19 protein-coding genes and 3 pseudogenes are annotated in these 24,952 nt (G+C 67.9%); 13 read left to right on the top strand and 9 right to left on the bottom strand.

Annotation, left to right across the window (positions count from 1 at the left end; all coding sequences use genetic code 11):
• The first annotated feature begins 5 nt into the window (after positions 1-5).
• From QEG98_RS02120 to QEG98_RS02095, 6 genes are read left to right on the top strand one after another with little or no spacing between them, the layout of a single operon-like run.
• Entirely contained in the window at positions 6-731 is a 726-nt protein-coding gene (locus tag QEG98_RS02120) for a type II secretion system protein (RefSeq protein ID WP_316565556.1), read from the top strand.
• Positions 728-1,201 carry a c-type cytochrome gene (locus tag QEG98_RS02115; protein ID WP_316565555.1) on the top strand — a complete coding sequence of 158 codons (474 nt, stop codon included), beginning with the start codon at positions 728-730 and terminating at the stop codon, positions 1,199-1,201. The genes QEG98_RS02120 and QEG98_RS02115 overlap by 4 nt, the downstream gene beginning before the upstream one ends.
• Positions 1,201-5,454, top strand: a complete 4,254-nt coding sequence (locus QEG98_RS02110; RefSeq protein WP_316565554.1) for a PilC/PilY family type IV pilus protein — start codon at positions 1,201-1,203, stop codon at positions 5,452-5,454. The genes QEG98_RS02115 and QEG98_RS02110 overlap by 1 nt, the downstream gene beginning before the upstream one ends.
• 5 nt (positions 5,455-5,459) lie before the next feature.
• Positions 5,460-5,984, top strand: a complete 525-nt coding sequence (locus QEG98_RS02105; protein ID WP_316565553.1) for a type II secretion system protein — start codon at positions 5,460-5,462, stop codon at positions 5,982-5,984.
• Positions 5,981-7,222 carry a PilW family protein gene (locus QEG98_RS02100; protein WP_316565552.1) on the top strand — a complete coding sequence of 414 codons (1,242 nt, stop codon included), beginning with the start codon at positions 5,981-5,983 and terminating at the stop codon, positions 7,220-7,222. Before QEG98_RS02105 ends, QEG98_RS02100 begins: the two co-directional genes overlap by 4 nt.
• A 2-nt stretch (positions 7,223-7,224) precedes the next feature.
• A complete protein-coding gene (locus tag QEG98_RS02095) occupies positions 7,225-7,872 on the top strand; it encodes a Tfp pilus assembly protein FimT/FimU (RefSeq protein WP_316565551.1) in 648 nt (215 codons plus the stop codon).
• A gap of 71 nt (positions 7,873-7,943) precedes the next feature.
• On the opposite strand, the gene QEG98_RS02090 is transcribed toward QEG98_RS02095, so the two are convergent.
• From QEG98_RS02090 to QEG98_RS02055, 8 genes and pseudogenes are all read right to left on the bottom strand, one after another.
• Complete coding sequence (locus QEG98_RS02090; RefSeq protein ID WP_316567807.1) at positions 7,944-8,051, bottom strand: zinc finger domain-containing protein; 108 nt, start codon at positions 8,049-8,051, stop codon at positions 7,944-7,946.
• Positions 8,052-8,275: 224 nt separating this feature from the next.
• A pseudogene (gene ileS / locus QEG98_RS02085) lies at positions 8,276-10,741 on the bottom strand (isoleucine--tRNA ligase); the annotation flags it as partial.
• A 137-nt stretch (positions 10,742-10,878) separates the two neighbouring features.
• Positions 10,879-11,568: a hypothetical protein gene (locus QEG98_RS02080; RefSeq protein WP_316565550.1), complete on the bottom strand. Its 690-nt coding sequence runs from the start codon at positions 11,566-11,568 to the stop codon at positions 10,879-10,881.
• A gap of 47 nt (positions 11,569-11,615) precedes the next feature.
• Complete coding sequence (locus QEG98_RS02075) at positions 11,616-11,930, bottom strand: hypothetical protein (protein ID WP_141618496.1); 315 nt, start codon at positions 11,928-11,930, stop codon at positions 11,616-11,618.
• Between the two features lies 1 nt (position 11,931).
• Positions 11,932-12,942 carry a pilus assembly protein gene (locus tag QEG98_RS02070; protein WP_316565549.1) on the bottom strand — a complete coding sequence of 337 codons (1,011 nt, stop codon included), beginning with the start codon at positions 12,940-12,942 and terminating at the stop codon, positions 11,932-11,934.
• Positions 12,939-14,573 (bottom strand): pilus assembly protein TadG-related protein, encoded by a 1,635-nt coding sequence (locus QEG98_RS02065; protein ID WP_316565548.1) that lies wholly within the window; start codon positions 14,571-14,573, stop codon positions 12,939-12,941. Before QEG98_RS02065 ends, QEG98_RS02070 begins: the two co-directional genes overlap by 4 nt.
• Entirely contained in the window at positions 14,570-15,307 is a 738-nt protein-coding gene (locus QEG98_RS02060; RefSeq protein WP_141618519.1) for a TadE/TadG family type IV pilus assembly protein, read from the bottom strand. The genes QEG98_RS02065 and QEG98_RS02060 overlap by 4 nt, the downstream gene beginning before the upstream one ends.
• A gap of 201 nt (positions 15,308-15,508) precedes the next feature.
• The gene (locus QEG98_RS02055) at positions 15,509-16,939 is read right to left on the bottom strand and encodes a sigma 54-interacting transcriptional regulator (RefSeq protein WP_186817724.1); all 1,431 of its coding nucleotides are present in this window, start codon (positions 16,937-16,939) and stop codon (positions 15,509-15,511) included.
• Between the two features lie 78 nt (positions 16,940-17,017).
• Here QEG98_RS02055 and QEG98_RS02050 point away from each other — a divergent pair.
• Positions 17,018-18,006 (top strand): annotated as a pseudogene (locus QEG98_RS02050) (RimK family alpha-L-glutamate ligase).
• Positions 18,007-18,171: 165 nt separating this feature from the next.
• Positions 18,172-18,842: pseudogene (locus tag QEG98_RS02045) on the top strand (DsbA family protein).
• A gap of 65 nt (positions 18,843-18,907) precedes the next feature.
• Here QEG98_RS02045 and QEG98_RS02035 read toward each other — a convergent pair.
• A complete protein-coding gene (locus QEG98_RS02035; protein ID WP_316565545.1) occupies positions 18,908-19,897 on the bottom strand; it encodes a hypothetical protein in 990 nt (329 codons plus the stop codon).
• Positions 19,898-20,130: 233 nt separating this feature from the next.
• Between QEG98_RS02035 and QEG98_RS02030 the strand changes: the two genes are divergently transcribed.
• The 5 genes from QEG98_RS02030 (at position 20,131) to QEG98_RS02010 (ending at position 24,943) form a co-directional block, all read left to right on the top strand.
• A complete protein-coding gene (locus QEG98_RS02030) occupies positions 20,131-20,847 on the top strand; it encodes a hypothetical protein (RefSeq protein WP_316565544.1) in 717 nt (238 codons plus the stop codon).
• A 1,117-nt stretch (positions 20,848-21,964) separates the two neighbouring features.
• The gene (locus tag QEG98_RS02025) at positions 21,965-22,258 is read left to right on the top strand and encodes a hypothetical protein (RefSeq protein WP_316565543.1); all 294 of its coding nucleotides are present in this window, start codon (positions 21,965-21,967) and stop codon (positions 22,256-22,258) included.
• Positions 22,259-22,566: 308 nt separating this feature from the next.
• A complete protein-coding gene (locus QEG98_RS02020) occupies positions 22,567-23,484 on the top strand; it encodes a hypothetical protein (RefSeq protein ID WP_316565542.1) in 918 nt (305 codons plus the stop codon).
• 2 nt (positions 23,485-23,486) lie between these two features.
• Positions 23,487-23,924, top strand: a complete 438-nt coding sequence (locus QEG98_RS02015; RefSeq protein WP_316565541.1) for a PAS domain S-box protein — start codon at positions 23,487-23,489, stop codon at positions 23,922-23,924.
• Entirely contained in the window at positions 23,843-24,943 is a 1,101-nt protein-coding gene (locus QEG98_RS02010; RefSeq protein WP_316565540.1) for a PAS domain-containing sensor histidine kinase, read from the top strand. The genes QEG98_RS02015 and QEG98_RS02010 overlap by 82 nt, the downstream gene beginning before the upstream one ends.
• The last annotated feature ends 9 nt before the right edge of the window (positions 24,944-24,952 follow it).

Below are 24,952 nucleotides of genomic sequence, written 5' to 3'. Positions count from 1 at the left end.
GCGACATGGTGCAACGTCCCACAGCCCGACGGCGGCAAGGTGGCTTCACGCTGCTGCTCGCCATGGGCGTCGTCACGATGGTCACCCTCGCGGTGCTCCTCAGCTACGGCGTGGTGAGCCGCGAGGCGGAAGTCCAGGGTGATGGCCGCCGCTACAAGGAGGCGTACTTCGCGGCGGAGGCGGGCCTGGCCGAGGGGCGCGAGGCGATGCGCATCCGGCTGGGGAGGAATCAGATGTACAACGACGCCCTCGCCAGCATGCCGCTGGTCAACGAGCCAGGCCTGAACGGCGGAGCCCGGCCATACCTGGAGGTCCTCCCAGGCCCCGGCGTCCCTGGCTCGTGGAACTCGTTGGCCATCAATCCAGCGGACCTTGCTCCTGGGGAGCGACAGAGTCCTGGCGGCGAGGCCTACGCGGCCTTCCCTCTTCAGCAGAACGTGCGCTACCGCGTGTTCGTTCGCGATGACGAAGACGACAACGGCCCCCCAGACGGGCTGACGGACCTCAACGGGCAGGTCTGGCTCATCGCCGTGGGCGAGGTGGTGGGCCCCGCGGGCAGCCGTCCCACCCGGGCGGTCATCCAGACACTCATCGCCAACGAGAACGCGCCTGCCGTCACCAGCCCCGGCACCGTGATGACGGGGGGCGGCTCCGACAACACCTACAACAGCGGGGGCAGTTCGCCCACTACCCGTGACAAGGTCACGACGCTCGAATCCGGCACCCCATGAAAAGACTTTCCCTGTTATCGCTCTTGCTGGTGCCTGGCCTGGCCGTTGGCGCCGCGAATGAAGGCAAACTGGCCTTCGACAAGGCCTGTGCTCGCTGCCACGTCATCACGCCTCAGGCCCAGGGCGGCAGCGGCAAGAACGCGACCGCCGCGAAGAAGCCCACCCCCATCAAGAAGCGCGGCCGAAACATTGATTTGGGTCCCCTCGTTCCTCAGCGCACCCCCGAGCAACTTCGCACGTGGATCGCGGGCCCCACCCAGCTCAAGCCCAAGACGAACTGCGACACGCGCCTGCTGCCCGAAGCCGACCGGGACCTGCTCATCAACTACCTGGCGGTCAGCATCCATCCGACTCCGCCCTCGCGAGAAGAGCTGCTGCGTCAGCAGCTCAAGGAAGACCTCGCCGCGAGCCGTGCGCAGAAGCAACGCAAGGCCAATGACTCGTCCCGCCGTTCCCAGGGGAAGAAGTGATGCGCATCCTTACCCAGACGCTCGCTGCGTTCGCATTGCTGGCCGCGCCGGTCGCCTATGCCCAGGCAGCCTCGGAAGCCCCGGCCAAGTTGTGCGAAGACCAGCTCGCTCAGAACAAACAGCCGGAGTTCAGTGATGAGAACCTGGAGATCCAGGCGTCGACCATGCTCATCACCGAGGACAATCCAGCCCGGCTCCAGCTCAACACGAACCGTACGGCGCTGAACTCCGAGCACATCTTCTTCCCGTTCGACCAGAACGTCACCATCAGCTACGTGTACGAGTCCGCCGGTGCCTCGCACTCGCTCGGCTATGTCTACATGGACGACCTGCGAGAGCGTGGGTACGTCGATGCCAACGGCAACCTGCTGGATACCAACAACAACGGCATCCTGGACCTGCACGAGGACCTGTTCAACCTCGCGCCCCGGAACGGCACCAAGTCCCGCCCCTATATCGGCAGTGCCCGTCGCTGTACGCGAAACTTCACCTCGGGCGGAGAGACGTACAACCAGCCTGAGCTGGCAATGAACGCGGGTTGCGGCAACACGTTCCAGGAGAACATCAGGCTGGCGGATGCCCGGCCCGGCCTCGGCGGCGAATGGAATTGGACAGACCAGATTGGCGAATTCGCCTCGGATCCCATCACCAATCTCAGCTTCTCTGATGGAGGCCTCTTCCCCCACCTGCCCAACCTCCTGGAGCCCCCCTCGGCGGCCAACGGAAACATGGGATTGGGGCGAATGGTGTTCCTGCTCGCCGACGATGACGACGGCTACGCCACCTACCGGGACCTGGCGCCCGTGAAGGATGAAGGCGACTTCTCAGAAGGCATCCCGGACTACGACGTCTCCAACTATGACCCGCGAGGCCTGCCGCGCGCCGGCTCCAATCCGGACGAGGGCATCACGGCCTATGACCGAACCGTGGACATGGGAATGATTGAAGGTGGCAAGGAAGTCATCTTCTTCATCGCCGTCTATTACCAGAGCAACCATGGCCCCCGCGAAGGCTATGTCTTCCCCTGCCTGAAGCAGGACCCGGATGGCCGGTGCGCGCTGCACCTGCGCACGTCCATCAACGTCTTCTTCTCCAAGTCCGCTTGGAACATGGACCAGAACCCCGAGGGCGGCACGGTTGTCGCCGAGCGCAACATCGGGTGCCAGTATCTGGAGGGCTGCAACCGGGACAACCCCGCCAGCACGCCCGCGCAGGCCTGCCGGGTCCAGGGCACCAACGAGTATTACTGCGGCTGGCTGGACGGCCCCATCGACGAGTGGGGCACCACGCTGTACCGCCTAGCGAACGACGAACTCTACGGCAACCTCGTGATGCCCATGGAGAAGGTGACGATTCCCCGTCCCCCGGGCGTGCGCAACCCCATGCCTCACGTCATCGTGGGCGCACCCACCACGGACCCCTTCCGCTGGATTCTGGGCTTCGAGGACATCCCCGGCGGTGGTGACCGCGACTTCAACGACGTGGTGTTCGTCATCAACAAGCAGAACGGCGGCAGCACGCGCTCGGCCACGGTGTCCGGCGACCTCTCGCCAGACATCGCCAACGACTTCGTCATCACCAAGGTGCGCTTCAAGCGCCAGGACGACTTCGCGCCCCACCCGCGCACATGTACCGGTGGGCCGCCCTGCTTCTCCGAGGATGTCGCGGGCGCCTGCACGCCCGAGGATGGCCCCGAGCCCACCATCACCTATTCACTGGCGGTGGACTGCCGTATCTGTGAGCCCAATCCGGACACGGGCGAGATGGAGTGCGTCCCCAACCCGGAGCAGCCCACCTGGTTCCCGGTGGTCTTCCCCGAGACGACGCCGCCCACCCAGGAGGTGGAGCTGGACATCATGTCCATGGGCTTCACGGGCTCTCAGCTCTGCTGGAAGGTGGACATCACCAGCCCCAACGAGCTGTGCCGCCCCATCATCGATGACGTCGAGGTGGGCTATCAGGCCGTCCGTGCCGGCAGCTACTCGCGCGCCTCCCCGTCCACGGTGGGTAACGCCATCGTCTGGGGCGTGAACGAGACACCGGGCAGCGCCTGGGGCCGGGCCGGCACGTGGCCAGGCAACGGCATGCCGGCGCCGGGGGTCCGGGCCTATGACGGCAACAAGGACTTCACGGTCCGCGGGCGACTCCACTTCCGCACGCTCTATGACCCGGAGAACCCCGTCAGCGGCACCGCTGGCGAGAGGGAACGCTGGGACGCGGGCCGGGTGATGGCGCTGTCCTTTGGCACAAGCGGAAGCGGCTCCGACCCGCTCGATCGAAAGCTCTTCACGATGAACGCGTCGGGCAACCGCAGCACGATCTCCGACCTGATGACGGACACGAGCAGCACCAGTCCGCTCTTCCCGGACGCGCTCTGCGACCTGGAGCAGAACGGCCGGTACCTGTACGACCTCAACAACGACGGCAAGTGCGGCACGCCCTCCATCACCGCTCCCGATAAACACGTGGAGGGCCCCGCCAACGATCGCAACTTCTTCAGGGAGTGGTTGTATGGCTGGGAGAAACGCCTCAACGGCAGCCAACGTCGGCCCTGGGCGTTGGGTGGCATCAACATGTCCACCGTCGCCATCAGCGTGCCGCCGTACCTCGACGGCTGGGCCCTGAACGCTCGCGCGGGAGAGATGGACCTGTACCGCCGCAACTTCATGGAGCCGCTCGCCGAACGGCCGACGGTGGCCTACGTCGGCACCATGAACGGTTACCTGCACGCCTTCGATGCGGGCGCGTTCCGCAACTCCACCTACGACGAGTGCCTTCCGAATTCGCCCCAGGTACGCGGCTACTTCGACACCACCGGAACGTGCGCGGGCCCCGGCAGCATCCATGAGCGGAACTATGGCTCAGGCGCTGATCGCTTCACGTACATGCCGCGCATGCTGCTGGAGCGCTATCGCAACCTCTACGTGCGCTTCAATGGCTCGGGCAACCTGGCCAGGCCCGCGATGGATGCCTCACCCAGCCTCGCCAACGTGGACTTCGGCATCAATGGGGAGTTCGAGTGGAAGCCCATGACCTCCGCGTCAAAGACGGAGGGCGCGAAGACAGTGCTCGTCAGCGCGTCCGGAAAGAACAGCCCCGCCGTCGTCGCGCTCGACATCACCAACCCCAATGACGCCTGGTACCCCCTGCCGCTCTGGGAGTTCAACCTCCGCGACACCAGCATCGACCACGCGTTCTCCACGGCGAAGCTGGCCGACCCCAGCGTCGAACTCCCGGACAACGCTGGCTCGAGCCATGCGCCCTCGATTGGCCGCCTGAAGTGGGGCTCAGAGGCAGAGGGGAAGTGGGCCGCCATCGTGGGCACGGATTACGTTCCGGCGTCGCCGACGCACGCCGGTGCGCTCTATCTCATCGACCTGAAGACGGGGCAGCCGCTCAACTTCGGCGCGTCGCCCGGTGGAGCCAGGGCCGGCATCATCACCCTGGACCGGGGCTCCGGCATCGCCGCGGAGACCGCACTGGTGGACATCGACCGCGATGGTAACTACGACGTCATGTACGTGCCCACGACGGCGGGCAGCGTCTACCGCATCAATCTGGACCAGGTGAGTCCGAGTGCACCGCTGGGTCGCAAGGTGAAGACCTGCAGGATTGCCAGTGCGCCGTCCACGCTGGCGAGCCACCCGGACGCCGCGACGGGACAGGACCCCATCTACCAGCAGATTCACTCCAACCTGGGGGTGAACGTCCTCCGCAACGGCGGCAGCCCCGTGGTGCGCTTCTACTTCGGCACGGGAGACAACCCGGACGAGTTCTCCGATGGTCCGCCGAACAAGGACAGCTACCGCTACCATCTGCTGGCCTTCGAGGATTCCGACCCCACCGGCCGGAAGGCGTGCGAACTGCTGGAGCCCCTGTGGGTGCAGCAACTGGATCCGGGCCAGGCGGTGTGGGGTGGCGTGGCCCTGGCGGCAGACAAGGTCTATGCGACCACCGCCGTGGGCGCCGCGGCGGACATCTGCAACCTGAGCGAGACCGAGAGTGGCCGCTTCTACGAGTCCGGACTGCTTCCGGATGGCGAAAACCCGCCCGCCATGACCAGCGCTTCGCTCGGCGGGCATGCGGTGAATGCGCCCGTGGTGCATGACGGGCACGTCATCATTCCCAAGGCCCGGGGCGACATCGACGTGTTGGGCGATGGAACCTACAACACCGGCTCCATCGCTGGCGGGGCGGCACGCTCGAAGGTGCTCATCTACGCCCCCAGCCCGGACGGGAGGATTCAGCAGTGAATTCCATGAAGCAGCGCCAGCACGCCCGGGGCATCACGCTCCTGGAGGTGCTGGCCACCATGGCCATCCTGCTGCTGGGCATCGGCGCGGCGATGCTGGTCGTGACCCAGACCAGCTACTCCAACCGCCGCAGCCTCAGTGCGACGCAGGCGCAGCTCATCGCCGAGCAGACCCTGGAGAACATCACCATGCTGGGCTGCACACTGGACCCGCCGTGCCTCAATCTGGTGGGCCTGGATGAGACCTTCACCGTCTTCCAGACGAGCGCGGGGGCGCTGAGCCGCGTGCCGCCCGCGAACCCGGAGGTCATCGCGCGCGCATACCAGGTCGTCGTGGATGTGGACCTCCCTTCGCAAGTCACCACCATCGAGCCAGGCTCCGTCGTTCCGGAGGACCTCACCCGAGACCTGGTCCCAGGGACTCCCGACTCCCGGGGGAACGTCGCCCACGTGCGCGTCCTGGTGAGTTGGCAGGAACAGGAGCGCAGCGACCGTCAGGTGGTGATGCTTCAGACGAGGGTGGCTCCGTGAAGCGTTCGTCCATGCGGATTCAGCGCAGGGCCCGCCGCGGCTTCACGTTGCTCGAGGTGATGATTGCGAGCACCATTGGCCTCATCGTGCTTGGAGCGGGCCTGGTGGCCGCCATGCAGATGCAGCGCCGTGCGCTCTTCGAGGAACAGACGATGCTGGCCCAGGTCACCGGGCGCACGGTGAAGGAGTTGATTGCCGCTGACCTTCAACGCGCCGGCGCGGGCATGGGGAACAGCCGCATCACGTTCCACGACATGCGTGTGCAGACGGCGATCCAGGTGTGGACCGAGCCGGACCTGGCGACGGCGGACGCAACTCGCCCCTTTCCCGAGGATCCGGGCTTCGCGCTCCCTCCCGCGGGCCCACTTGAAGAATCCGTGTCGGACGTGCTGCAACTTCACTGGGGGGACACACGCGGCATGGTCACCATGGCGCCGTGCGGTGGCCCTCCTCCTCCGGCGACGGGCACCGCGCGTTCCGGTGTTCAGGGCTTCTGCACGTCCATGAACCCGTCCACAAGGCTCCAGCCCACGACCACCCCGTGGGTTCCCGCCTTCGTCGTCAATCCCAACAAGGACATCGCGTGCCATGTGCGCGTCACCAATGTGGACACGGGCAGCAACGTCATCACGGCTGAGCCAGGATTCGGCACGGACAATACAAACAACGGCCCCTGTGCGGAGCCGGCTGACTCGAGATGGAGCGTCAATGATCCCCGGCAGGACACCTGGCGCATCATGCAAGCCCAGAGCGCGACCTACCGAGTGAACTGGGCCAGTGGAACTCCGACGCTGGAGTACCTGGGCCCAGGCGCGGCGAACTGGGTGGTCTTGAGTCGAGATGTCGAGCGCCTCACGGTGCGGCTGGGGGTCGCGGCCATCGCAGAGCCGTTCGGCGGCATGCGCTGGTTCCCGGATAGAGAGAACGGTCGGCTCTTTTCCTTGGATGAATGCACCATCGACACTTGTCCCATCGAAGTGCATCCATCGGAGCCTGGCGCGCCCGGGACGGACGAGGAATTGCGCCTCCGCTTGAGGCAACGCATCCGTGAGGTGGAGGTCACCCTGGTCGTCCGCACGCCGCGGCCGGACCGACAGGCCTTCGACCCGGACGGGCCCATCCGCGTGGACGCGGAAGAATTCCCGATTGACGGCTTCAAGCGACGCACCTTCACCTTCCGGGTGACGCTCCGGAACTTCGCGGCAGGCAGCCTGCAGCCCCGCCTGACGGAAAATTGAGCATGAGGCACACACGCGGAATCACACTGCTGGAGATGATGGTCACAGTGGCCATCGCCTGCATCCTGCTCGCAGCGGCGCTGATGGGCATCCAGACGCCCGTCAACCGTCAACGCGAGAATGAGGCCACGCGCGAGCTGTGGGCCTCCACGCTCCGTGCCCGGCAGCGCGCCCTCACCACCAACCAACCCGTGCGCATCGTCGTGGAGGAGAACGTCCCTCGCGGTGATGGAACCTCGCGCACGGTGGCCCGGTGGGAACAGCTCCGGTGCGACAATGAATGGGACAACGCGAGCTGCCCCGCGAACGGCTGTGAGAACACCACCTGCCGCGCCAACCCGGACTGCTGCAGCGAGCTGGGACCGGACATCGTCATTCCCATCAGCATGAACGCGTCCGCGATTCACGGGCTCTGCTACATGCCCGGCACCGGCCGCCCCGTGAGCCCGGGCGACCTGACCTGCATGCGGGACTTTCTCGATGACCTCCCCGCGCTGGACGCCGCGGCCCCGGGCAACCTCCGCTTCGACTTCACGTCGGGCCGGCAGCGCAGCCTCATCCAGGTGGAGCCACGGACGGGCCTCGCCAACGTGCTGGACTGCAACCCTTACGCATCGACCCAGAACCAGGTCATCGAGTGCGTGAACTGAGCACTGCCGACGCCTGAAGAGGACCCTTCCCCGGACACACCCGCCGGGGAGGGCGCCTCGAAGGCGGCACGCTACGCCGCCAGCGCCTCGCGGCACTTGAGGCAGACGTCGCCGCCCTGCCCCACCGCTTCCGAGTACGTCCAGCAGCGCGGGCACTTCTCGCCGTGTGCTGGGAGCACCTCGGCCGTGACGCGGACGCCTTCGCCGAAGGCCTGCGCCACTTCCAATGTCTGCGCCGCGTCCCCTTCACGTCCGCCAGCTCCACCTGGCTGGTGATGAAGAGGCCCGGCAGCTCGGCCAGGTTCGCCTGGAGGAAGTCGCGCGCCGCGCCCTCCGCCGTCAGCACCACCCGCGCCTCCAGCGATGAGCCGATGCGCTTGTCCCGCCGCGCCGCTTCCAGCACGCCCTGCACCGCGCCGCGCACCGCGAAGAGCTTCGCGTAGCGCTCGGCCAGCGCCGGGTCCAACTTCGCGGACACCACCGGGAAGCCGCCCAGGAAGACGCTCTCCGCCGGCTTGCCCGGCAGCGTCTGCCACGCCTCCTCCGCCGTGAAGCTCATCACCGGCGCCAGGAGGCGCAGCAGCACCGAGGCCACCTCGTACAGCACCGTCTGCGCGCCGCGCCGGGGCTGCCCGTCCGCGCGCCACGTGTAGAGCCGGTCCTTGAGGATGTCGAAGTACACCGCCGACAAGTCACCGGCGACGAAGTCCACCACCGTCGCGTAGACGAGGTGGAACTCGTAGTCCTCGTACGCCTTGCGCACCCGCGCCACCACCTCCGCCAGCCGCCCCAACGCCCAGCGGTCCAACGGCAGCAGCTCCGCCTCCGGCACCGCGTGCTTCGCCGGGTCGAAGTCGTAGAGGTTGCTCAGCGCGTAGCGGACGGTGTTGCGAATCTTCCGGTAGCCTTCCGACAGGCCCTTCAGAATCTGGTCCGACAGGCGCACGTCATTGCGATAGTCGCTGGCCGCCACCCACAGGCGCAGCACCTCCGCGCCGTACTGCTGGATGACCTTGTCCGGCGCCACCACGTTGCCGCGGCTCTTGGACATCTTCTCGCCCTGGCCATCCACCACGAAGCCGTGCGTGAGGCAGGCCTTGTACGGCGACATGTCGCGCGTGCCCACCGCCACCAGCATGGATGAATGGAACCAGCCGCGGTGCTGGTCGCTGCCCTCCAGGAAGAGGTCCGCCGAAATCCGCTGCCGCTTCTCCAGCACCGCGGAGAACATGCACGCCGAGTCGAACCACACGTCGAGGATGTCCGTCTCGCGGCGGAACTCACCCTTGCCGCAGCGCGGGCACTGGAAGTCCGCGCCCAGGAAGTCCTTCACCGGCGTGCGGTACCACACGCCCACGCCCTCCTTCTCCACCGCCGCCGCCACCCGCTCCATCAGCTCCGGCGACACCACGGCTTCCTCGCAGCCCTCGCAGTAGGCGATGCAGATGGGCACGCCCCACGTCCGCTGCCGGCTGATGGTCCAGTCCGGCCGCGTCTCCAACATGCCGCGGATGCGGCTGTGCCCCCACGAGGGCACCCACTGCACCTTGTCCACCTGCTCCAGCACCACCTGCCGGAACGTCTGCGTCCCATGGAAGGGCGCGTCCATGGGGATGAACCACTGGTACGTCGCGCTCAGGATGACCGGATTGCGGCAGCGCCAGCAGTGCGGATACGTGTGCGCCACCGTGTCCGTGGCGCCGTTGAGCAGCGCGCCCTTCTCCACCAGCAACTGGATGACAACGGGGTTCGCATCGAACACGCGCCGGCCTTCCAACACCGGCCCCACCGTGTCGTCGTAGCGGCCGTCCGGACGCACGGGGTTGTAGATGTCCAACCCGTACTTCAGGCCGACCTCGTAGTCCTCCTGGCCGTGCCCCGGCGCGGTGTGCACCAGGCCCGTACCGGCCTCCAGCGTCACGTGCTCGCCCAGGATGACGCGGCCCCGGCGCTCGTAGAACGGGTGCTGGTACGTCAGGTGCTCCAGCTCCTCGCCGCGCGCGTACGCGAGAATGCGCGACGGGTCCACCAACGCCGCCGCGGAGACTTCACCCCCGGGCAGCTCCACGTGCTTCACCGCCAGCTCGTCCGCCTTCACCTCCGCCAGCACCTTGGGCAAGAGCTCCCGGGCCACGCAGATGACGCGCGTGCCCAGCTGGTAGAAGACGTACTCGAACTCCGGATTGACGGAGACGGCCAGGTTGGACGGCAGCGTCCACGGCGTGGTCGTCCAGATGACGAAGGCCACGTCCTTGCCCTTCAGCGAAGGCACGCGCTCGGCCAGCTCCGCGCCGGCCTGGAAGGCCACGTACACAGAGGGCGAGGTGTGGTTCTCGTACTCCACCTCCGCTTCGGCCAGCGCCGTCTGGTCGTACAAGCACCAGTACACCGGCTTCTTGCGGCGGTAGAGCATGCCCCGCTTCGCGAACACGGCCAGCTCGCGAATCTCCTGGGCCTCGTAGGTGAAGTCGAGCGTCTTATATGGCTGCTCCCACGAGCCGAACACGCCCAGGCGCTGGAACTCGGCCTTCTGGATGTCGACGAACTCCAGCGCGTAGGCGCGGCACGCCTCCAGGAAGGCGTCGCGAGACAGCGTGCGCTTGTCGATCTTCTTGTCCTTGAGCCGCTTCTCCACCGCCTGCTCGATTGGGAGCCCGTGCGTGTCCCAGCCGGGGATGAAGTCACACCGGCCGCCGGACATGTTCCGGTACTTCACCACGATGTCCTTGAGGACCTTGTTGAGCGCGTGGCCCGCGTGCAGGTGGCCGTTGGCGTAGGGCGGACCATCAGGCAGGACGAAGGGCTCCGCGTCCGCGTTCTGCTCCAGAATCTTCCCCCAAATCCCCCGCTCCGCCCACCAGCCGAGCATGCGCGGCTCGAGCTGCGCCAGGTTTCCCTTCATGGGGAAATCCGTGCGCGGCAGGTTGACCGAGTCCTTGAAGTCCTTGTCCTTGGGGGGCGTGTCGCTCATGTCGACAGCGGCCGTAACACGCTCCCTACAGGGCTTCAATCCGCGGCGGGGCTCGCGGGCGCCTGGGCGACGGTCCGGCGCACCACCACCACCGCCAGCCGGCCCTCCTTCGTGGAGGAGAACGACAGCTTGATTTCATCGTTCGGCGAGCGGAACAGCCGGGGCTCCTCTTCCAGGAAGCCCGCCTTGCCCAGCTCGGTCCGGTAGAAGGCCTCTACCTCGGACTGCCCGACCGAGACCGCGTACGTCACGGTGCGCGACGACTCCAGCTCCGCGTTCAGGATGTCCGTCGCGCCAGGAAACACCGGCGCCACGGTGGACTGCGGCTGCAACCGCCCCTGCCCGAGGTTGGCCTCACCCATGAACACCGTGGTGGTGCCGTCCGGGTTGGCCTGGAGGATGGCCGTGTAGGAAATGAACTGCTTGGTGTCGAGCGCGGTAATCATCGTCTCGCGCAAGAGCTGCGGCTGGAGTGACGCCTTGGGGACATGGAGTTCCCAGGCCTGGAAGCGCGACACCAGGTGCTGCCCGATGACCTCCGGCTTCTCCTTGCTGAGCACGGCGGACATGCGCACGGGCACGCCCTCCGAGACGATGACGCCCGGCACGTCCACCACCGCCACCACCTTGGGCACGTCCCAGGTGAACGGCAGGCGCTGGGCACGAGCCTCCCCGGCCAAGAACACCAGCACTCCCGCCAGGAGTCCCTGCAGCACCTGTTTCATCCGTCACTCCACGAAGTGGCCGTCCCCCCTGGCCGGCCCGTTGACGCCTAAGACTCGACCTCGATGACCTGGGGCTCCACGTCGCCTTGCTGCACGTCCACGGGCGGCAACGGGGTCTTCGACTTGGGGCAACGCTTCGAGCAGGTGTCGAACTGCTTCTTGAACGACTCGGCGCACTTGATGGTGCAGGACATGTCCCGGCCCCGCGGGGGACATTTCGCGGTGCACTGCGACATTGCCGTCCCGGCCTTGTCGCTGCAATCCGCGTCGCACTCCGTACGACCACCGGCCGCGAAGGCAGCGGGAGACGCAAGCAGCACCGATGCCACACCCAGCTGAAGCCACTTCTTGAAACGCATCATGTCAGTCGCAGTCCTTGCCCAGGAAGCAGCCCTCCCGGCGCATGTAGCCGAGCCCGTACGGCATCGTGGTGATTCCACTCAAGAGCGAACCCGGCGTGGTGGTCCATCTGCCCATGCCAATGGGGTCCCGCAGGAGGGGAAACTGCGTGAACAGCGACTCCTCCCCCGCGGCGCTGAGCCACATCGTCTTCTCCTTCATCCCCAGTCCCACCATGGCCAGCGCCGTGAGCGGCAGCGGGTTCATGAAGAGCGCCCGCTCGGCGAGCATGCTGGCCGCTCCTGGGATGGGCATCACCGTGGGCGTATAGGTGGTGAAGACCGTGGCGTGGAGCGGCGCGTTGGTGCAGGGAATCAGCTGATCCTGCATGAGGATGTTGCACGTGACCGACTCCACCTCACCCGCCAGGCCCCAGTCGTCGATGAGCATCGAGTAGCTCCCGGCGCACCGTCCGCCCACCGGACGCCCCACCGCGCAAACCTGGAGACTGGCCAGGCCATCTTCCATGTTCCGCTTCTGGTAGAGGCCTTCCTCCCCCTGGTCGAGGAAGGAGCGTGGAAAGCGCCACGCGTTCAGCGACGCCTGGGCACGGCACGCAGTGCCTCCATTGTCGCGGTAGACGACCCGGGTGGCCGTCGCGCCGCCCCACTCCACTCCCGCCCCCATGTCGCACGACACCGTCATGCCGTTGCCGGTCGTCAGTGCCTGGGTGATGCCCGCGCCCGCCGTGGCGGACAAGCCATTGAAGTCCGCGTAGCGCGCCTGCGCGTCGTTCGCCGCGTCCCGCATGGAGTCGCCAGCGGGGTCGTAGTCCAGCGGGAGCAGGTGCATCTCGCCGTGCGTCCCATCCCAGAGCGCGGAGATGGCGGCCTCCTGCACCTTCAGCGACAAGAAGCCCACTTCGGCGAAGTGGATGCCGAAGGCGACGACGGTGACGAAGAGCGTGACGCCGATGGCGGCTTCCACCATCGACTGACCGCGCGCCTGCCGGGAACGAAGGGTCTTCTTCATCATTGGACTCCCCTGAAGCCCACGTTGCGCAAGGCCCTCAGCGCCCGGGCAGCGGCGGGAGCGCTGAGGCCCAGGGTGGACTCGGCGTCATCCAGGCCGGACTCATCCGTGTCCGCGGCCACCAACGTGGCCCGCCAGTACGGGTTGAGGAGGTTGGGCGGCTCCGACCAGTGGTTGAACCCGAGGCTCCGACCCCGGTGGTAGTAGGCGATACCCGTCGCCATGGCCGTCTGGACGTCGTTCGGCGTACCGTCCGCCATCTGGAAGCTGCGGTTGTCGTACTCCGAACCGGCACCTGAGAAGCGGAAGCGGAAGGAGTAGTCCCACGGGTCCAGCTGGCGGCTGCGCAGGTTGCGCTGCACGACAGCGAAGTTCTTGGGCTGGCCGAAGTTGTTGTCCCCACCATCCAGGAGCTGAACAAGGTTGTAGTCCAGGAAGAGCGGCCAGATGCCGGGGCAGCTCGTCACCGGATTCAGACAGGGCATGAGCATGTGACGCATCATGGGACGGTCGTCGCGGCCGCCCGTCCACGTGTGCTCCGGCGACGGCATCATCCCTCCGGACGTCACGAGGCTCGCCTCGGTCGATTCGACGCCTCCCACCATGGACGGGCAGGGAGAGCCGCCACCGTTCCCCGTGTGGTCGTACATGTAGAAGACGCTGCCCTCGTCTTCCGCGGTGATAGCGGGCGCATACGGGGGCAGCATCGGCATGTCGCGCCCCTTCTTGCCAAAGTGCGTCGTCCCCTCTGCCTCGGCAACGATGACCAGGTCGGGCGCATCGATGACGTCCATGAGATTGAGGGTGTGCAGCGTGTAGTCCAGGGTCTGCCGATGGGAGACGAAGGAGAAGCCGCGGCTTCCCATGGCCGCATGCACGGCGTGTTGCACCGTCGCCGGGAGGTCACAGACCGCGCCATCGCTCGTACAGGCCGCGCCGCCGGTGAGCTCGTCGTTGTTGACGCCACCAATGGACGGCACCTGCCACGCGGAGTCGTTAGGATTCGCTCCCGGCTGGACGTTGCTCACGATTTGATTGGCGAAGCGCTGTGAGTCCAACGCGCTCTTGAGCTCCTGGAAGTTCTGCTGCTGGGCGGCGTAGAGCGCGTTCTGCGCCAGCTGGTGGCCGCGCATCTGGATGGCCACCAGGCCCTCGTACCGCTCGAAGACCCTGTCGACCCGGTCGTCCTCTTCGCGGAGCTCGTTCTGCAGCTTGCCCAGGTCGCTCACGCCCTTGATGCCGCACCGGCAGCGCCGCGCGCACGACGAGCTCTTCCAGGCGCAGGGGCAGCCGGTGATGATGTTCAGCTGATACGGCCACTCCCAGTCACTGTAGCCACCGCGTGCGGCGTTGAGATGGGCGCGGTAGAGACTGGCCCAGCTCACCAGGCTGGCGGCCCCCGCCTGCGCCACCGCGTGCGCAATCTGCACGCGGTTGATGACGGCGATGTTGTTGAAGGTTCGCGCGGTGGCCACCGCGTTCGAGAAGGCCGCCGCGTCCGCCACCGTCTGGGCTTCGATGCGCTCACGCACCTTCATGGAGAAGGACAGCGTCAGGGTGACCATCAGCACCAGCAGCAGCATGCTGAGGGCGAACAGCACCATCGTCTGGCCACGGGAATGGGAGCGATTCATCGGGGACAGTCCATGGATGCGAAATGACGCGCCTTGACGGGCGTCAGCATCCGCATGGTGAAGCTGGTTTCAATGGGGAACACGTACTCACGGCGGCCAACGCGGTTGGCCAGCTCCGTGCGGACGTCTGCGGCCAGGGCGTAGGGGCTGGGGAACTCACCGGCGCCCCAGTTCGCCTCGCGCTCGGCCAGCACCAGCGGATTGGCGTCCGTGTAGTCCTGGATGCCGAGCTGCGCGAGGAACATCCGCGACATCACCCAGTTCGCGAAGGGGATGCGCATCGGGTACCAATAGATGAGCCGCACCTCCAGGCGCCGCAGGTGCCCGGGTTCGTCGAACTCACGGTCCTGCGGGCTGTCCACGCCGCCGCCCGCCAGGCTGCGGTTGATCCACACGATGCTGCCGGTGTGCACGCCGTCCAGCCCGGCCCGGTACCGGTTGTCCCGGCGCGGCGCGAAGGCCATGGCCAGCCGCTCGGGTGCGCCCACACCGCCGCCGTGCTCCCCGCCCACCTGCGACGTGCGCATGCCGATGAAGGAGTGGAACGAAGGCAACAAGGCGAGGATGGCCGCGTGGCTCATCCGCTCGCACTCGCCGTGGGCCACGCTGCCCGCGCGCGTCGCGCGGAAGGCCGCGTACTGCGCGAGCACGCGCGCCTGCAGCATCAGAAACAGCTGAAGCGTGCCCAAGACCAGGAACACGACGAGCGGAAGCGACAAAGCCGCCTCCACCATCGCCTGACCGGACTGCCTCCCACGGCTCGGACGCTGTGAATTCATGGCGAGCGTATGTTCCGGGGATTCATCTGCGATCGGACATACGTCAACTTGACGGGGCGTTCCTTGCATCGCGAACAGGAGAACACGGCGCTGCGACAAACGCGCTTTTCTGGCGTGAAACAACCGAGTTACAGCATCCACCGCTGACTCATGGGGCTAGCGCGACTTCATCCCCTTTGTATCCAGCTGGTACTTTTTCACCAACCGTTCAATCGACTTCCGGTGGAGCCCACTCTCACGCGCGGCGCGAGACAGGTTTCCTTCGCAGCGCGTCAAAACGCTGGTGATGTATTCGCGCTCGAAGTTCTCCAGCAGCTGCTCCTTGGCGTTCTTGAAGGAGAGGTGCTCGTTGAAGGGCAGCGGCCCTTCGCGGACCTGTCCCCGCACGCGGGGCGGCAGGTGCGCGGGCTGAATCTCCTCGCCCTCACTGAAAGTGAGGACGTGAGACAACACGTTCATCAACTCACGCACGTTGCCGGGCCATGAATACGACATCAGCAGGCCCAGGGACTCCGCGGAGAAGCGCTTCTTGCCGTGCTTGCCCACCACTTCCGGGTCCGCGAGCGCGCGCTTGAGGATGAGGGGGATGTCGTCGCGGCGCTGTCGCAGCGGCGGCAGTTGGATGGTGATGACGGACAAGCGGAAGTAGAGGTCCTCACGAAAGCCGCCGCCCTGAATCTCCTTCATCAGGTCGCGGTTGGTGGCGGCGATGACGCGGCAGTCCACCTCGATGACGTCGTTGCCGCCCACGCGCCGCACTTCATGGTTCTCCAGCACGCGCAGCAGCTTGGGCTGAAGGTCCAGCCGCAGCTCGCCCAGCTCATCCAGGAAGATGGTGCCCCCGTGCGCGCGCTCGAAGGCGCCTGGCCGGCTGCTCACCGCGCCGGTGAAGGCGCCCTTCTCATGGCCGAACAACTCGCTTTCGATGAGGTTGGGGGGAATGGCGCCGCAGTCCAGCACCTCCATGGGCCCCTTCGTGCGGCCGGACAGCTCATGGATGGCGCGCGCCACCAGCTCCTTCCCGGTGCCCGTCTCACCCTGGATGATGACGGACACACCCATGGGGGCGATCTTCTTGATGAGGCCGAATATCTGCCGCATCTTCATGCTCTGCCCCACCATGCCGCACAGCTCGCCCTCGCGGTCGGGCTCGATGGTGACTTCCTCATCCAGTGGCGCGAAGGTCAGCACCGACGAGCCCGCGCGAATCTGCGAGCCCGGTGACAGGTAGGCCCGCTCGATGCGCCGGCCATCCAGGAAGGTGCCGTTGGTGGAGCCCAGGTCCACCAGCAGATAGCCGCGCTCGGTGAACTGGATTTCGAAGTGGTGACGGCTGGCGGTGCGGTCCTCCACCAGCACCAGGTCATTGCCTGGATGCGCGCCGCAACGCAGCCGCTCCTTGTCGCTCACCACCGAGCGGCCGGTGTCCGGTCCGGAGGTGACGGCCAGGCGGCACTTGTGGAGCTTCACCGTGGTGCGCGGGTCCACCACGAGCGTTTCGCTCAACAACGGAGAGTGGTTCAGGTCTTGTCCGACGTCGCCGGGACTGGTGTGGATGTCGTCAGGGTGCAGAGGGGGAGCACTCATCTTCGCACGAGGATAGCAAAGGCCCCCCACGAGGCCCGCCCCTCGCGGGCGTCCGTGCTAGGCTCTCGCGCCCCGCCCATGCCTCCGCGCAAAGTGAAGCCGAAGAAGGTCCCGGTCCTGCCCGGGTCCCAGGCACTCGACCGTCCCGAACGGGCCCCCGGCGAGGGCACGCGAAGAAGACGGTCGTCATCCTGTCCCGCAAGCGCGCGCTGTACTCCACGCGGCGGCTGGTGGCCGCCATCCGCGCGCGGGGCCACCGCCCGTTGGTGCTGGACACGCTGCGTTGCTGCCTGCTGCTCGCACAAGACGCACCGCGCATGACGTACCGCGGCGTGGAGGTGCGTGGCGTGGACGTGGTGGTGCCGCGCATCGGCGCGTCCATCACCGCCTATGGCCTGGCGGTGGTGAACCACTTCGAGATGATGGGCGTGCCCGTCCTCAACCCGCACACGTCCATCGCGCGCAGCCGCGACAAGCTGCGCGCGCTGCAGTACCTGTCGCGCTCCGGGCTGGACATCCCCCGCACCGTCATGGCGCACGACCGCAGCAACGTGCGCCGGCTGGTGGAGGAGGTCAACGGGCTGCCCGTCATCATCAAGCTCATCAAGGGCACCCAGGGCGTGGGCGTGATGATTGCCCACACGCTGTCGGAGGTGCAGACCATCCTCGACACCTTCTGGGACCTGGGACAGGAAATCGTGCTCCAGGAGTTCGTCGCGGAGAGCGAGGGACGGGACGTGCGGGCCCTCGTCGTGGGTGACCGCGTGGTGGGCGCCATGCGGCGCAAGGCCAAGTCCGGCGAGTTCCGCTCCAACATCCACCGCGGCGGCGAAGGGCAGGCAATCGAGCTGACCGAGCCCTACACGGAAGCAGCCGTGCGGGCCGCGCGCGTCGTCGGGTTGGAGGTCGCGGGCGTGGACATGCTGGAGGGCCGCGCCGGCCCCCGGCTGATGGAAATCAACTCCAGCCCTGGCTTCGAGGGCCTGGAGCGCGCCACGGGCATGGACATCGCGGGGGCCATCATCGACCACGCGCTGAAGTACGCCGAGGCGAAGCGCGCCGGGTGAGCGCGAACCCGGGTCACGTGAGGTTGCTCGCCTGCTTTCGAGCAGACACACAGCCGGGGCAAGGCACCTTGCATGCTCCTCAGGAACTCAGGAATGCCTCCGTGGCCCGCGTGTCCTGAGGAGTTGGCAGCGACGCGGGTGCCCCTCTAATCTGGCGGCCCTCAAATGAAAACGCTGCACAAGCCGCTGCAGATCACCGTCTACCAGGACGTGCTGTGTTCCTGGTGCTACCTCGCCGACCTGCGCCTCGATGTCTTGCGCCAGGAGCTGGGCGAAGCCGTTCGCTGGAGCGTCAGGCCGTATCCGCTGCGCGTCCATGACGTGCTGCCCACGATGCGCGAACAACGCGCGTTGGTGGAAGAGGTCGAGCGCGCACAGCGCGAACCGGATGCCGCCGCGCGCATGTTGTCCACGGACCTGTGGCTCGGGGGAGATCCACCGCGCACCAGCGTGCCGGCGTTGGCGGCACTGGAAGCGGCGCGGCTGCAGGGCCCGCAGGCGCGCGCGTTCCTCGCCCGCGCCATGCAGCGCGCGGCGCTGGAGCAGGGCGTCAACGTGTCCCGCCCGGACGTGGTGTTCGAGCTGGCCTCGCGCGTGGGCCGGCGATGAACGAATTCTCCGCGGCCTTCCGCTCGGAGGAGACGCGCCGCCTCATCCTCGACGAGCACCGGGATGCCACCCACCGTGGCGTGCGGGGCGTGCCCACGCTCGTCATCGGCGGCCGGTGGATGCTGTGCGGCCTGCGTGAGCTGGCCGAGTACCGCGAGCACATCCTCGCGTGCCTGGGCAAGGTGTCCGTGCCCCGCTCGGGTTCACCCGAGCGCGTGGTGCACTGAGGCGCCCCACCCTTCCGGAGGCCCTGCGCGCGACGGGCGCGCAAGGCCCCGTGTGGAGGGAAGGCTCAGGCCTCTTCGGCGCTGCTGCTGAGCGCCATGACGAGCCCGGCCATCAGCACCTGCAAGAAGCCCAGGGCGGGAATCACGGGCACGCAGCAGAGGAACACGCTCACCATGGCGAGCAAGCCCCCCAGCAGCACCGTTCCAATCATGGGCAGGCGCTGACCGCGCGAGTAGGCGAAGCAGCGGCGCAGCGTCTCCACGGCGCCGGGCGATTCGGTCCGGGCCAGCTCCGGCTGCATCAGGATGAGCGGCGTGAGGAGCCACCCACCCGGGAAGACGTAGAGCGCGAAGGCCACGAACCCCATCACCGCGAAGCCCGGCAACAGGGGCGTCACGGCCGCGTCCAGCTCCGAGGGAGGCAGGTCCTTCAGCGCCATCAGCTCCGACCAGGACACGGTGCCAGTCGCCAGCCCCGCGCCCAACGCGCCCACGACGATGAGCAACAGGAGCGGGAGCATCAACAGGAAGGACAGGAACAGCGTCCCCAGGTACGTGGGAATCTTGCCGAACTGGCTGAACATCCGCCCCAGGTCCGCGCGCCGTCCGCTGAGCACGTCCATGCTCATCCGGAGAAAACCCAGCGTTATCCCGCCCTGGATGGCGTAGGAACCAATGATCCCGATGAAGAAGCCCAGGACGGTGATGACGATGTTCCCCGTCGCGCCACCCACCATCGAGGAGACTTGCGAGACGACCTGCCCGGCGAAGGAGCCCGCCAGGAAGATGAGCACGCCGACACAGAGCATCACCCACTCGCGCTTGAACGCATCCCAGGACAGGTCCATCAACCCGGAGACGCTCCAGTTCTCGCGGTTCAGCGGAAAGGCCTGCCCCACGCCCTCGCGCTGACGGCAGGCCGGGCACCAGGCTTGCGAGCCCCCCTCGCCGCAGGTGCGGCACATGAAGTTGCCGCAGCGGGAGCAGGTGCCCACCGCATCGAATCCCGGGTGGAGCGGACAGCTCGCGCCCGAAGTGAACTCAGTCTCCGCCATGGTGCGTCTCCCCTCGCGCCGCTGCTCACCTTTCTGGGACAGGCGGCACGCACATTTCCCCCTACACCACCCAGGCGGTGTCCACCAGAGGACGAAGGGCGTTATCCTCGGGCTGGCGGGTGGACGAAAGCGGGACTGCCCCGGGCGTGAATTTTCTCCACGCCCGGCCGTCTTCCTCGCGTGGCCGCAAGGTGGACGGCCCGGCCGTCCACTCCGCCCAGGAGAGTCACCACATGCGCCGCCTGCTCGCCCTCGCCGTTCCGCTTGCCCTGATGATGGGCACTGGCTGTGTCGCCCACGTCCACGGGCCGGCGCGGCACCACGCCCCGGTTCAGGTCATCGAGTACAGCTATTCGAGCGACCACCCCATCCCCGATGAATTCGGCGGCGGCTGGTGCCCGTACTCGCACGTGCATGTCCACGACTACGAGCCGACCACGACGTACTACGTCTACTCGGACGACGCGTACTACTACAGTGGCCCGTCGGTGGTCTGGTACTGGAACGACCACCCGCACGCGCACGGCGGCCTCTGCAACATGCACGGGCGCCACTCCCACGACTACTACCCGAGCTCGGGCAGCATCTACCGCTACGAGCGCAACCGCGGCTACGTGTGGAGCCGCACGCACAGCGCTTCCGCGGGCTACGGCTACGTGCGCCCGGCGACGCGCCCTCCAACCGCCCCGTGGTGCCCGGCAACACGTACAGCGGCACCCGGCCTCCCCGGGAGGTACGCGCTGGACCACGCCGCGCGGTTCCAGCTCGGGCGGCAACCACCGGCCGTCGCGTGGCCAGGGCAACAACTCCGGCAGCGGCTGGAGCAGCCCTCCCGCGGGACGCAGCTCGAACAACGCCGCGCCCAGCAACAACTCCGGCAGCGGCTGGAGCAGCCCTCCCGCGGGACGCAGCTCGAACAACGCCGCGCCGAAGGACGACGACTCGCGTGACAACAACAGCGGCAACCGCTGGGGCAGCGGCAACTCCAACAGCGGCAACTCCAACAGCGGCAACTCCAACAGCGGCAGCGGCTGGAACACGCGGGGAGGCAGCAGCTCGGGCTCCAGCAGCTCGGGTTCCAGCAACTCCAACTCCAGCTCCAGCGGCAGCGGATGGGGACGCGGTGGCAGCAGCTCCGGCAGCAGCAACCGGAACTCCAGCAGCAGCTCGGGCTCCAGCTCCAGCAGCGGTGGCTGGGGACGCGGAGGTAGCAGCAGCGGGAAGTCGTCTTCGGGCTCCAGCGCGCCTCCGTCCGGCCGATCGGGTTCGTCGTCCTCCTCCGGCGGCAACGGCCGCTGGCGCTGAGGCGGGCCACGCCCGCGGACAACACCTGGCTTCCACATGAACGGCGCCGCGTCCCACTCTGGGGCGCGGCGCTGATGTTTTTCGGACAGCGCGGCACCCTCCAGCCCCATGGCCAACACCACCGCGGCGTCGACCAGGGGACGAACGGAGCGTGGGGTGGATTGCCGCCACGTGAGGCCGTGGAGAGCTTTCCCGCGATGATGCGTCCTCTCCTGATGGTTCCATGTGCCGTGCTGGGACTCTCACTGGGCTGCGGCCCTGGCGATTACACACCCGACCCTGGCGTGCAGACCGACGACGCCGAGGCCGTGGACCTGGACAACCTCCGCATTGGTGTCAGCGGCACGGTGGAGTTGCTCCCCGAAGCCCGGCGGTTGCTCGAGGCCCGGGGCCTGCCCCTGCCCACGCTGGAGGGAGCGCCCCTCACCGCCGCGGAGCCCCTGCGGCTGGCGGTGAATGACGCCAACGCCACCTTCGGCACCGCGCCGGCCGCCGCGGATGGCGCCTTCACCGTGCGCGACGTGGCGGTGCGGGAGATGCACCTGAGCCTCGCGGTGGGCGCGGAGGCCGCGGGCTGGTGCCCGCCCATACCGTCGTCTACGACTCCGCCTTCACCGGTGCCCGGCCGCGCACGGACATCATCGGCGCGCGCGTGTGGGCGCTGCCGGACGCCTTCCTTGACGCGCTCAGCGTCGCCGTGGGGAGAGCGCCATCCGGGGCCACACCGACAACCGGGCGGCCACCCTGCGCGACGCCGGCTTCGTGCTGGGGCGCGTGGTGGATGCCAGCGGCCATCCCGTCGCTGGCGCGAAGGTCGCCCCCGACGGCGAGGCGCTGGCCGGTCGCATCTACTACCCCACCGCCGACCTCCAGGGCGCGAACCAGGAGGGCACCGGCCCGGACGGATTGTTCGTCTACGTCCACTCGGGCGCGGACGCGGAGGCCTTCCTCCTGTCCGTCACGGGCACGGACGGCTACACGCCGCGCAACGTGGGCGTGGCGCCGGGCTGGGGACTGGTGCTCACTGTCCATCCCGGCCTCCACCCGCCTCCCTAGACAGCGCGGCGCCCGGCCTTCCGCTCGCGACTCGGCTGCTCGGGGTCTGCTGCCCCGCGCGTTGGCCGCCCCCATGTTCCGACGGAGGCGCGCACGGCCCGAGCCAATGACTGGCGGCGCCCCCACCGTCCGCACCCATCGCTGCGCCGCACTCGCGTCCGATGCCGGAAGCAAGGGCGCGACGCATCTCTCACTGGAGCGTCTCGACCGGGGGCCTCGGGCCGGTGGCGTCACGGGAGGAGCCCTGTGCGTTCGTGGGGGACGCCACGATGAACGAGTGCTGGAGGCCGCAGCGTCGGAGCGCAGCCATGGCCTACGGCATCGCCTGGCTCGCGACGCTGGGCGCCCCGCTCGTGGGCGCGCTGTACCTCCTGGGCTGGGCCTGGGATGTGGAGATGCTGAGGCCCGGCGTGGCCGGCATCCCCATGACGCCGGTGACGGGCATCGCCATGATTTTCGGCGGCGCCGCACTGGGCCTGCGGCTGCGCTCCCGCCCGTTCCGCCATCAGGAATCCACGGCCACCGCCTGCGCGCTGGTGATGGTGGTCATTGGCGCGGTGAGTCTCCTGCGCGACATCACCGGCTGGGACGTGGGGATGGAGCACCTCATGCTGCGCCTGCTCGATGGACACGCCTCGTCGGTGCTCCCTCGGCCCTCTCCCCTCTCCGCCACCTGCATGACGCTGCTGGGCATGGCCCTGGCCCTCCCGGAGCGGAGCCACTCCGTCCGGCTGCGCGACACGCTGGTCGTGTTGTCGCTGGTGACCTCGACGCTGGGCCTCAACGGCCTGTTGATGGGCCCCTTGTTGACGGTGGGCACCCTGCCCTTCCTCGCTGAGCGCAGCATGGGCCTGCCCACCGCGCTGACGCTGATGCTGCTGGCGGTGGGCACGCTCTGCGCACGGCCGGGGCTGGGGCTGATGAGCCGCATCACCCGCGACTCGCTCGGCGGCTTCCTCGCACGCCGGTTGGTGCCGGTGACGCTGCTCGGCCCCTCGGTGCTGGGCATGGTGTTGATGCTCCTGCACGAGGTGCGCGCCATCAACCTGGAGGCCAAGCTCCCCATCTTCGCCACCTTCGTGAGCGCGGGCGGCGCGGCGCTCGTGCTCCTGTCCGCGCGGGCCCTGGACCACATTGAAGCCCACCGCGAACAGGCCACCGCGGCGCTGGAGGCCTCCGAAGCACGCTACCGGGGCCTGCTGGAGACCACCCCGCGCCGCTGCTGACGGTGGACGCGCAAGGCCTGCTGCGCTTCGTCAACGCGGAGGCGGAGCGGGTGTTCGGCTACCCGCGCGAGGAGCTGCTGGGACGCGAAGTGGAGGTGCTGGTCCCCGAAGGACTCTTCGGTGGCCGGAGCCTGGACACCGGCTTGGGCGAGCGCGCCATCCAAGGCCGCCGCAAGGACGGCAGCCTGCTGTCGCTGGAGGTGCGGCTGAGCCCGGTGTCAGGCCCGGAGGGTCCCAGCGTGCTCGCCGTCGTCCGCGACGTGTCGGAGCGGGAGCGGTACCTCGCCAAGGTCCAGCGCGCCCGTGAGGAAGCGGAGATGCAGCGCAGCCGGTGCAGGCCCTGCTGGACCACACGCCCGTGGGAATCGTCTTCGCGCAGGCGGACGGCGGCGGGCTGGTGGCCAATCCCGTCGCGGAGCAACTGCTCGGGCGTCCGTTGAAGGGCGCGTCGCTGGAGATGACGGGGGTCAACCCCATCGTGCTCACCACCGACGGCAAGCCGGTCCGCAGGGAGGACGTGCCCATCGTCCGCGCGCTGCTCACGGGCCAGCTCGCGGGGCCCGAGGAGTTCCTCATCCTCCACCCCGACGGGAGCCGGCTGCCGGTGTTGATGACCGCGGCTCCCGTCTTCGGCCCCAGCGGAAAGGTGCGCGGCGTGGTCTCCACGGCGCAGGACGTGACGACGCGCCACGAGCTGGATCGGCTTCGCGAGGAATACGTCAGTCTCATCTCCCACGACCTGCGCAATCCGCTCCACACCATCAGCCTGCGCGTGGGCCTGCTGCGGCGCGCCCTGCGCGAGCGGAACCTGGAGCGGGAGGAATCCATGACGGAGTCCATCCAGCGCAGCGTGGCCTGGATGAACACCATGATTGAGGACCTGCTGGAAGGCTCGCGGCTGGAGTCCCAGCGGGAGACGCTGCGCCGCGAGCCCCGGGACCTGGCGCGCTTCCTGGAAGAGGTGATGGAGCGGGACGTGGCCCCCGACGTGCGCGAGCGCTTCCACCTGGAGGTCCCAGGCGCGCTGCCCCCCATCTGGATGGACGCGGCGAGGCTGGAGCGGGTGATGGCCAACCTGCTGAGCAACGCCGCCAAGTACAGCCCCGGTGGGCAGCCCATCACCGTGCGAGCCCAGCTCCAGCCGGAACAGGTGGTGGTGTCGGTGAAGGACCTGGGCCCCGGGCTGAGCCCGGAAGACGCCGCGCGCGTCTTCGACAAGTACTTCCGCACGCAGAAGAGCGGCGCGTCCGACACGAAGGGGCTGGGGCTGGGGCTGTACATCAGCCGCCTCATCATCGAAGCGCACGGTGGGCGCATCTGGGTGGAGAGCGAGCCCGGCCAGGGCTCCACCTTCAGCTTCAGCCTGCCCGTGGCCCCGCCCGGCGCGAGCCCGCTCCCGCTCCAGCTCCCGGATGACCAGGCCCCGGCGGCGGGAGACGGCTCGGCCGTCAGCGCGTAGGGGCCCAGC

The sequence above is a fragment of the Myxococcus sp. MxC21-1 genome, assembly GCF_032612255.1.
In the GTDB taxonomy this organism is placed as follows: domain Bacteria; phylum Myxococcota; class Myxococcia; order Myxococcales; family Myxococcaceae; genus Myxococcus; species Myxococcus virescens.
The sequence above is the reverse complement of the archived record's forward strand: the minus strand, read 5'-3'. Positions and strand labels throughout refer to the sequence as shown.